Origin of the sequence: Candidatus Methylobacter favarea, assembly GCF_902806695.1 — a bacterium.
GTDB classification, from domain to species: domain Bacteria; phylum Pseudomonadota; class Gammaproteobacteria; order Methylococcales; family Methylomonadaceae; genus Methylobacter_B; species Methylobacter_B favarea.
This window is the reverse complement of the sequence record NZ_CADCXN010000048.1, coordinates 47455-57652: the sequence shown is the minus strand read 5'-3', so window position 1 is coordinate 57652 and position 10198 is coordinate 47455. Positions and strand designations below refer to the sequence as shown.

Annotated in this window: 9 protein-coding genes; 8 read left to right on the top strand and 1 reads right to left on the bottom strand. The window is 49.2% G+C overall.

The annotated features are described in order from the left end of the window. Positions 1-163: 163 nt before the first annotated feature. From HUX64_RS05875 to HUX64_RS05850, 6 genes are all read left to right on the top strand, one after another. Positions 164-856 (top strand): hypothetical protein, encoded by a 693-nt coding sequence (locus HUX64_RS05875; protein ID WP_217426445.1) that lies wholly within the window; start codon positions 164-166, stop codon positions 854-856. A gap of 14 nt (positions 857-870) precedes the next feature. After that, entirely contained in the window at positions 871-2997 is a 2127-nt protein-coding gene (locus tag HUX64_RS05870; RefSeq protein ID WP_174625308.1) for a 3'-5' exonuclease, read from the top strand. 387 nt (positions 2998-3384) lie between these two features. Further along, positions 3385-3528 carry a hypothetical protein gene (locus HUX64_RS05865; RefSeq protein WP_174625307.1) on the top strand — a complete coding sequence of 48 codons (144 nt, stop codon included), beginning with the start codon at positions 3385-3387 and terminating at the stop codon, positions 3526-3528. A 9-nt stretch (positions 3529-3537) separates the two neighbouring features. After that, positions 3538-4161: a cupredoxin domain-containing protein gene (locus HUX64_RS05860; RefSeq protein ID WP_174625306.1), complete on the top strand. Its 624-nt coding sequence runs from the start codon at positions 3538-3540 to the stop codon at positions 4159-4161. Further along, positions 4154-5779, top strand: coding sequence for a b(o/a)3-type cytochrome-c oxidase subunit 1 (locus tag HUX64_RS05855; RefSeq protein ID WP_174625305.1), 1626 nt, complete (start codon positions 4154-4156; stop codon positions 5777-5779). Before HUX64_RS05860 ends, HUX64_RS05855 begins: the two co-directional genes overlap by 8 nt. After that, positions 5779-6453 carry a c-type cytochrome gene (locus tag HUX64_RS05850; RefSeq protein ID WP_343034380.1) on the top strand — a complete coding sequence of 225 codons (675 nt, stop codon included), beginning with the start codon at positions 5779-5781 and terminating at the stop codon, positions 6451-6453. Before HUX64_RS05855 ends, HUX64_RS05850 begins: the two co-directional genes overlap by 1 nt. A 33-nt stretch (positions 6454-6486) precedes the next feature. Here the strand turns inward: HUX64_RS05850 and HUX64_RS19165 are convergent, their stop codons facing one another. Continuing rightward, positions 6487-6639, bottom strand: coding sequence for a hypothetical protein (locus HUX64_RS19165; protein ID WP_217426444.1), 153 nt, complete (start codon positions 6637-6639; stop codon positions 6487-6489). 151 nt (positions 6640-6790) lie between these two features. Here HUX64_RS19165 and HUX64_RS05845 point away from each other — a divergent pair, with 151 nt between their 5' ends. Both HUX64_RS05845 and HUX64_RS05840 read left to right on the top strand, forming a co-directional pair. Continuing rightward, the gene (locus HUX64_RS05845; protein ID WP_174625304.1) at positions 6791-9214 is read left to right on the top strand and encodes a DUF6242 domain-containing protein; all 2424 of its coding nucleotides are present in this window, start codon (positions 6791-6793) and stop codon (positions 9212-9214) included. A 10-nt stretch (positions 9215-9224) separates the two neighbouring features. Then, the gene (locus HUX64_RS05840; protein ID WP_174625303.1) at positions 9225-9863 is read left to right on the top strand and encodes a PEP-CTERM sorting domain-containing protein; all 639 of its coding nucleotides are present in this window, start codon (positions 9225-9227) and stop codon (positions 9861-9863) included. The last annotated feature ends 335 nt before the right edge of the window (positions 9864-10198 follow it).

Below are 10198 nucleotides of genomic sequence, written 5' to 3'. Positions count from 1 at the left end.
CGCCATGCCCCCTCACTCAAATTACTCGGGTAACGTTTTTTCCGTTTTTTGTGCTCATACTATTTATTTCATAATCAAAATTGATACCTTATGGGCGAAAAGATGAATTTCCAAACAGCTTCTAAATGCTGCCGATCAGTCGGTATGGGAAAGCTATGCGGCCATGACCTGTTTTATCTGGTTTATGAAAATGGGGGCAGATACAACTGTATCAGAATTAATGCTGCCGGCTTATGCTCAGCATAAACCGGCCTGTCTGGGCAAGGCTGCGATAACAAGGACAGACCTATCGGGCAGTTTATTCGGCAATGCTTATCAACGTTTTTATCTTTCCTTGAGTATCGATAAGTCGGCTCTTCAACAGGGCAGACTGAATCAGTCACGCGCCCTTATCGTGTTCAATGACGAGTCTGCGCTCGAAGAGTCCGATCTTAAACAATGGCAAGCCTTGTTAAGATTTATGAATCTTTTTCAGTTTCAGCCTTACAGTAGTTTTCTTACGGTTAAAGGTATGGCTGAACAGGTTTATGCCGATTTAACAGTGAGCCATCCTCCGCCGGTAATGGCGTCTTCTCAGTGGGACCTGTTATTAGCCGATGCGATCGGAGACGAATCTGCCATTATTACCAGGCTTAGCGGTTTAGCTTTACCGATACCGCAATGTGGTTTTGAACTTAACAATGAGCTGGGAGAAATTGTTGCAGAAGCTTTTTTGGCCTGGCCTGATCTTAAAATTGTGATTATTTTTGATGAGTTTGAAGATGATAGTGCAACATTTACCCAGGCAGGCTGGAACGTTTTTTTGAATAGCGGGCTGGAAAAGGATATTCAATCCCTGCTTAACGCCTTTGCATAGAATCAGGAGTTTTCATGCACCCCAAAGTTGCCATTTCTTCCGAATTTTTTAGCAGCGTTTTGAAGCTGCCGAAGGCGCAGCAGGAAAAAGCCGTCAAGTTTATCGAGTTGTTTCGGCAAGACCCGACATCGCCGGGAATTAATTATGAATCAATTCAGTCAGCCAGAGACAGGAATTTGCGTTCGGTCAGGATTGATCAAGCTTACAGGGCGATTGTTTTGGCGCCGGAACGAGGGGATGTTTATATTTTGCTGTGGGCGGATAAGCACGATGATGCCTATGAATGGGCCGGTAATAAAGTTTTAAGGATCAATCCTGAAAATGGCGTGCTTCAGATTCTGGAAGCGCAATATATTGATGAAGCGCAGCAGCTTCAGCAGCTAACTGGTCAGAAAACAAAACCGGGATTATTTGATGCCATCAAGGACCGCTATCTGGTGAGACTCGGAGTACCGGAAGAGCTTATGCCCTTAGTGCGGCATGTTGAAATTCCGGTTGACGTGGATGATTTAAAAGCCAAGCTGCCGGATGAGGCTTATGAGGCATTAGCCATGTTAGCCGATGGCGTCAGTCTCGAAGAGGCGTTGTCAGTTTATGATGTCAGCTTGCAGGATGAACCCGCTCAAATCGATACCCATGACTTTGCCGGCGCATTGGATAATCCGGATAGCAAAAGACGGTTTTTGCTGGCTTCCGATGATGAAGCCTTACAAACGATGCTGGATGCGCCCTTAGAAAAATGGCGAGTGTTTTTGCATCCTCTGCAGCGAAAACTAGTTTTCAGGGACTGGAATGGCCCGGTTCGTGTCTTGGGCGGGGCCGGTACCGGAAAAACCGTAGTCGCGATGCACCGCGCCAAGTGGTTGGCTGAACGAGCATTGACGGATCGTGAAACGAGGATTTTGTTTACCACCTATACCAAAAACCTGGCTATTGATATTGAACAAAATTTAAAACACATTTGTGCGCCGGAGGCGTTGCGTAAAATTGAAGTGATTAATCTGGATGCCTGGGTCAAACGTTTCATGGATAAGCAAGGCTACCCGACCAATTTTGCCTTTGACAAACGTCAAAAAAAGCAGCTTTGGGATAATGCCTTGGTGCTAAAGCCTGATGCGCTGGATTTGCCGGACTCCTTTTTTCATGAAGAATGGGAAAAAGTAATTCAGCCGCAGAATGTTAATTCGCTGGAGAATTATTTCAAGGCAAGACGTTTGGGGCGCGGAGTTCAATTAAATAGAACGTTGAAAAAAGCGGTTTGGCCGGTATTTGAAAATTATCGATCGGGGCTTGATGATGCCGGTCTAAAAGAAACGGAAGATGCCTATCGCGATGCGCTTGCCCTGATTCAAACCAAATCGATTCAATTACCCTATACCGGCATTATTGTCGATGAGGGGCAGGATTTTGGTTTGAACGCCTTCCGGTTAATTCGGCAGCTGGCCCCGGAACAGCAAAACGATCTGTTTATTGTCGGCGATGCGCACCAACGCATTTATGGCAGTAAGGTGGTGTTGGGTCAATGCGGCATTAAAATCATTGGCCGTAGCCGGAAGCTGCGCATTAATTATCGAACAACCGAGCAAATCAGACATTGGGCAGTCTCATTATTGAACGGAATTGCATTTGATGATCTGGATAATGGCGTCGATGAGCAAACGGGTTATCGCTCCTTGATGAGCGGTACAGAACCCATAATTCAATGTTTTGCTAATGCCCAAATGGAAGCCGAATTTATTGTGAATTCATTAAAAGAATTAACGGATCAGGGGTTGGCAAAAGCCTGTATTGCTGTCAGAAGGCATGCCGATATGGAACGTTACCGGCTAGCCCTAACCGAATCCGGCATTCCCTTTTATCAAATTGATCAGAATGCACTCGATAACACCGCCCAACCCGGCGTCAGGCTGGCGACCGTGCATCGTGTCAAGGGCCTTGAGTTTGACGCTATGTATGTTGCCGGCATCAACGAAGGCATTGTGCCTTTGGCTATTCTGGATTCAGATGATCCGACGATTATCAGAGAGCGTCAACAGCGGGAAAGATCCTTGCTTTATGTAGCTATTACACGTGCTAAAGGGTTCTGTTCAATTTCTGGATTTGGCAAGCTTTCTCAGTTTATATCGAGTAAGCCTGCGTAACATCAGTTAATACTTATCGATAATCTTGGCTCATCTGGCGACTGCTTTGGCCGTTGCTAAGCCCCCTGTTTACGATTTGGCTAAAAATCATTTATAGCCCTATTGCCGCGCAGGGTCCGGGTTCAAGGCATTTTGGCAATGCAGGGCCACTCGGAAGTGGGCCTGGTTAAAACCAGCTTAGCTTTTTATGTTCAACTGGTTATGTTCAACTGGATGGCGGTCCGCGAGATGTCTTTTGCATTGGAGGGAGAACGGTAATCGCGTTGCCAAGCTGAATAATCTATACTTTATCAAAAATCAATTTAAGACCGCACATTCCTATTACACAGCAAGAACTCGAAGATTTACAATTCATTATTTATTAATAGCATAGCTAGAGAGGGTTAAATGGATAAAATGAGTGAAGAAGACCGCAAGCGCATTATCGAAAGCCCCCCGGTCGGCACTTTTGCGCTGATGGCAATGGTAATTGGGGGCATGGTAGTCGCTTGGGCTTTTCTTTATTACGGCGTGTTTCTGCCGCGAGGCTAGGGATTCAGGATGCAAACAGAGTCAGTTAAACAAAAATGTGAACATTTCCTGCGAGATTTGAATACGCAGCTTCATGAATTTTATATACAATTTCGAGCTATTCATATCGATCCCCTGGAACGAAAATGGATCGCCGTTTCACTGCTAGTGGTGGGTCTTTTGGTCAGCATTATCGTTATTGATGCGTTTTTCCACGGCATTAATCCGCCCGGTAAAGTTGAAACCGTTGACTCCGACAGTCTGCATTTAAATAAGGAATTTGCTGAAGACAATCTGGGCGTACAAGTTGACGGCAAGGGCGCTATCATCATTAGAATGGTCGCCGGACGTTATTCCTTTTTCCCAAAGCACATCGATGTTCCGAGTGAGACGCCATTAACGTTCCGCTGGGTCAGTATGGACGTTTTACACGGCGTTCATATCCCGATGACCAACATGAGCACGATGATTGTGCCGGGTTATGTGGCTGAAATAACCACGACCTTTCCGAAACCGGGCGAATACCCGATGCTCTGCAATGAATATTGCGGGCTGGGTCATAATCATATGTGGAGCAATATTTCCGTCATCGCCAAAGAAGACTGGACTGCTCCGGTAAAGTCACTCGCTAAAGGAGGATCAAACAATGAATGATGCAGCGACAAGAAAACTGGCGTTAAGCCATCTATGGGTGGCATTTATCGCCTTTATCCTGGCTTGTTTCATGGGTGTATATCAGGTACTGGAGCGCAGCGGCTTTATCTCTGCTCTGGACTCCCCCAGTGTTTATTTTGCTTCGGTCAGCACCCACGGGGTATTGATGGCGTTTGTACTGACAATCTTTTTTATTATGGGCTTTGGTTATACCATTGCCGCTTCCAGCTTGAAGCAGCCGGTATGGAATATGCCTCTGGCATGGGGCGGATTCTGGCTTGCATTAACCGGCGTAATAATGGCCGCCATTCCTTTGCTGGCCGGTAAGGCATCGGTGCTTTATACGTTTTACCCGCCCATCGTCGCGCCTGCTGCATTTTATATCGGCGCTACCTTGCTGGTTGTCGGCTCCTGGGTCTGGTGCGTCATCATGCTGGTGATGTTTAGCCAGTGGAAACAAGCCAATCCGGGGCAAGCTGTGCCTTTAGCCATGTTTGCAACGGCAATGAATGTTTTGTTATGGCTTTGGACCAGCGCCGGCGTCGCCCTGGAGGTGCTCTTCCAATTGATTCCGTTGTCCCTGGGCTGGATTGATACGGTTGATGCGGGTCTGTCCAGAACCTTATTCGCCTGGACTTTGCACCCCATCGTTTATTTCTGGCTGATTCCTGCCTACACCGCTTTTTATGTCTTTGTACCCAAACAGGCGGGCAGCTTTGTGTTCAGTGATGAAATGGCCAGACTTGCATTTATCGTATTGGCAGTATTCTCGCTGCCGATAGGCTTTCATCATCTGTATATGGATCCGGAACAGGCTAAGGGCTGGAAATTATTACACGGCATCGGCACTTTCATGGTCGCACTTCCAACACTGGTGACAGGTTTTGCCGTCATTGCCTCGCTGGAAATTGCCGGTCGCCTGCGGGGCGGCAAAGGACTTTTCGGCTGGATAGGCAGCTTGCCCTGGACTAATTCCATGGTGCTGGCGGTCATTTTATCGTTACTGATGCTGATTTTTGGCGGCTTCGGCGGCATCGTCAATGCCAGTTATGCGATGAATGCGATGATCCATAATACTGCCTGGGTGCCAGGCCATTTTCACCTGATTTTTGCCGGCACCACCGTTATCATGTATTTTGCCATCGCCTATTATTTATGGCCCATTCTGGTTAAAAAACCGTTATTTTCCAGTTCAATGGCATTGGTTCAGCTTTGGACCTGGTTTATAGGCATGAGTATCTTGACGACGCCGTGGCATATACTGGGATTATTGGGCCAGCCCCGCCGAGTTTCCAGTGTGGTTTATAATAATTTGCTAACGCTGTCCTGGCAACCCTATGAGCTGATGATGATAGTGGGCGGATTGGTTTTATTGGGCTCGGCTTGTTTATTTATCTATAATCTGGCCAAGACGCAGTTGAATCCTTCTTCCGAAGCAATTGATCAACACATTGAATATGCCGAGCCGATTCATGCGGCAGAGTCTGTTCCTGAATGGCTGAATGACTTAAAACTCTGGAATAAAGTAATTGCCGTATTAATGTTTATCAGCTTCGGCTATCCAATACTGCAATTCTTTATTATGGATACGTATGGCTCAAGCCCATGGGGATTTTAATGATGAAACGGCTGCTACTGACTATTTTGTTTATTGCCCCGATTGTCGTTAATGCGGGCCCTTCCTCTCAAGCCGCCTGGACATCCAAAACCCTGAAATTTGTTAAAAACGGCAACCTTGACAAAGGCAGGGAGCTGGCGGGCTCCTGCACAAGCTGCCATGGCGATAAAGGGCAGGGCATGAAAGAAGAGACGATGGATGATGAAACACTGCCGGCAATTCCAGCACTTGCAGGACAGGTCGCCACCTATACCTACAAACAGTTGCGCGATTATTTCAACGGCGATCGTAGTCACGAATCGATGACTTCAATCGCCAAAGGCCTTTCTGAACAGGATGCCGCCGATCTGGCGGTCTGGTATGCTTCCTTGCCCTTGCCGGTAAACAAATCGCCTGGCCAGAAATTCGCCAGAGCGGAAAAAATGGTTGAACAGGGAGATGGCAAACGCATTCTGCCGCCCTGTTTTGTTTGTCATGGCGCTAAAGGGCAGGGCGAAAAACAGGATATTCCAGCCCTGGCAGGACAACAGGCCGATTATTTTACAAGAACCCTGCTGGCCTATAAAAACGGCCAGCGCCACAATGATATTTACAGCCGTATGCGTTTGATCGCTGGCCAATTGAGCGACGCAGAAATCAGGGAACTGGCTCAGTATTATCAGCAACTCAAATAAAGTTTTGCTGAGGCAAGTCATATTTAAGTCATATTAGGCGGGTACTTTCTTTTCATACCCGTCATAAAAATGGCTGATAAGCGGGGCAACCACCTGTCCCATACCACCCTTGCACAGACTCATTTGCCGTGGAAGCCAGACTATCTTGGCAACTTTTTTGTATTTAAACATAAATAAAGTTGCCAATTGACTTTACTCCTTCTCCTGATGAGGGGGTTGGAAGAGGAGAATTAAATCAATTATTTATATCACTCAAGCCTGCCCCTTCTCCTTCAAGGAAGAAGGGGCAGGCTTGAGTGTAGATGCCTATGCCCTGGAAGAGAATCATAATTGATGTTTGATCCAAGGTGTGTTAGGTTTATACCCAAGCATAGTCAGATATGCGGCCGGGGAAAGGCGCGGCAAGGTTGCTTCTTATCAGTCAAAACATCGCTACGGCGACTGCGAGGTGGGAATGAACAGAATCATGCCCGTGCTTGAGCATAGCACGACTAAATATAACGCCAAAGTCCTGATCTGCATCTGTTTGCTCTTGGCGGGCGGTTTTGCAGGCACAGCCAAGGCGGGCATCAACAAATGGACAGCTATTGGACCGGGAGGAGGTGGATCAATTAATACTCTGGCTATTGATCCCAGTGATCCTATGACACTCTATGCCGGCAGCGGAGACAACAGTTTTATCTTCATGAGCACCAGGGATGGCGGCGTATTCAAAAGTACCGACGGGGGCGCTAATTGGCACGCCGTCGGTACAGGGTTGCCTGGTTTCTTCGATGTCCGGGCCATCGTCATTGACCCCCTTAAACCATCGACTGTGTATGCTGCCGGCGGCGGTAGACTTTATAAAAGTACCGATAGCGGCGCCAGTTGGCAAGCGGTTAATACCGGCTTGTCTGGTCTCGCTATAACTACCCTTGTTATTGATCCTCTCAATCCGCTGACTCTATATGCTGGAGGTTATGGCGGCGTTTTCAAGACCACCAACGGCGGCGTTAGCTGGCAGGCGGTTAATGCCGGGCTTGGGAACAGGACCTCGCTCAATGGACTGAGTGATGTTTTTGTCTCTGTCCTCGTCATTGATCCCCTTAACCCGGCGACTCTTTATGCCGGCAACAATGGTTCTGTCGACGATAGCATAAGCGGCGTTTACAAGAGCACTAACGGCGGCGCCAGCTGGCAGGCGGCTAACATCGGCTTGCCGGACTCGGTCTCTGCCATCGCGATTGATCCTCTTAATCCGCTGACTCTATATGCTGGAGGTTATGGCGGCGTTTTCAACACCACCAACGGCGGCGCCAGCTGGCAGGCCGTGAATACGGGGCTACCATTTAATTCCTCTGTCTCTGCACTTGAGATTGACCCCTTCAACCCGTCCGTCATATTTGCCATCGTCCAGGACGAGCTTGGCGCTACAGTTGCGTTCAAGACCGCCAATGGCGGCGCCAGGTGGCAGGAGGTGAGTCGGGAGCTGCCTTCTTATTCCTCTATCTCTGCGCTTGAGATTGATCCTCTCAACCCTGCGACTTTATATGCCGGAGGCGAAGGCGTCTTCAAGACCGCCGATAGCGGCGCCAGCTGGCAGGCTATCAACATCGGATTGAATAACCTTACCGTCTCTAATGTCGCGATCGATCCGGTTAATTCCGATATCCTTTTTGCCGGAATTGACGCCTACTATAAGGACCCCCTCAACGTCACTCTTTTCAAGAGCACCGATAAAGGTGATACGTGGCAGGCGGTAACCGGTATAGGTCGCGCGCCTATCATTGAGTTTGATCCTTTAAACCCGACCATCCTTTATGCTGGCAGCTCTCATCTTGGCAGCTCTTCAGGCAGCGTTTTCAAGAGCACCGATAGCGGCGCCAGCTGGCAGGCCCTCAGCACCGAGCCGCCGCTAGTCTTTGGCGTTAATGCCATCGCCATTGATCCCACCAATTCCTCGACTCTTTATGCCAGCTCCGCTAGCCAGATCTACGGCCGATATGGAGTATTCAAAACCACCAACGGCGGCGCCAGCTGGCAGGCGGTCAATACCGGACTGACTAGCCTTGATGTCAATGAACTGGCGATTGATCCTGTCGACTCCGCGACTCTGTATGCCGGTACCGGCGGGGGCGTCTTCAAAAGCAGCAACGGCGGCGCCAGCTGGCAGGCGGTCAATAGCGGACTGGCTAGCCTCGGTGTCAATGAACTGGCGATTGATCCTGTCGACTCCGCGACTCTGTATGCCGGTACCGGCGGGGGCGTCTTCAAGAGCAGCAACGGCGGCGCCAGCTGGCATGCGATCAATACCGGGCTGCCTCCTGACTCTTTTATCTCTGCCATCTTGATTGATCCTCTCAACCCGGCGATGCTATACGTTGGAACCAACGGCGGCGACGTTCTTTCCCACGAGAGCGGCGACGTATACCAGAGCGCCAACGGAGGCGCCAGCTGGCAAGTGGTCAATAACGGGTTGCCTTCTAACCCTGGCGTAAATGTTCTCGCCATAGATCCCCTGGACGGGGCGACTCTGTATGCTGGCACTCATGGCCACAGCGTCTTCAAAATCACCTTCAAAACTCTAGGCGACATTGACCAGGACGGTGACATTGACCGCAGTGATCTGGCCCGGATTACGGCGGCTTTGAACCAGCCTGCCGACGGCCCCGACGATTTGCGCGACCTCAACGGCGATCTGAGCATCGACGCCCTCGATGCCCGCAAGCTGGTGCTGCTGTGCACGCAGCCGCAATGCGCAATGTCCTCACCCAACCGCTAGGAGTAATATCATGACTACTTTCCTGATTCGGCTCATTGGTATGGCGCTGCTGCTGGTTTCCCTGCCGTCCAAAGCGGTCACCCTCAGTTGGACGCCGCTTACGGCCTCGGCCGCAGTGGGCTCATCGTTGGATATGGCTTTAATAATTTCCGGGTTAGGTGATCATGTTTCCCCTTCGCTGGGCGTATTTGATATCGATGTTGATTACGAGCCCTCCATCCTGGGCCTGGGCGGGGTCGTTTTCGGTGATCCTGGATTGGGCGATCAACTGGCGCTGGACCAGAGCGCCGACCGTTCCTTTACGCCCCGAGACGGTTCAGTTAATCTCTACGAGCTTTCTTTCGATACTGTCGCTGATTTGAATACGCTACAGGCCGGCAGCTTCACCTTGGCGACCTTATCGTTCAACGCCCTTTCAGCCGGGGTGAGCCCCTTGAATATTTCGCTGAACGCCATCGGTGACGCCAACGCCGATGCCCTCCCTATCGAGCCTGTCATGGCAGGCCCTGTTACCGTCGAGGCTAATGCCGATGGCTCAGTCCCCGAGCCTGCAACCTGGCTGTTAGTCAGCTTGGGCGTGCTGGCCATGAACCGATTCAGTTGGCGACCGGCCAGAAATATTTCCTGCCTGTTTTCCGGCTCGCCGTGAAGGATTACTACAACGTAGATGCACACATACTTTTCGTGCCCATCATTAACGCAACGTCTGACGTAGTCGGGTGGAAGGACGCAAGTTTTTCATGCCTGCTCTGATGATTTTTAGTCAAAAATACAGCACTCCGTCAGACGCATTTAGCATTAGAAGACGCTTGCGCTTGCATGAAGTATCAGCTTTTCGTTATTATTCTGTAACAGTAAATATTTATGGGAATAAATATTTACTGTTTAGCGTTAGCGGAAATTTTAAATTGGGTTTATAGCAGAGATTTCTGACAGCTTTTGAAAGCTTTATTGATTAAGCTTCGGAAAATTATTAAGTTTAAG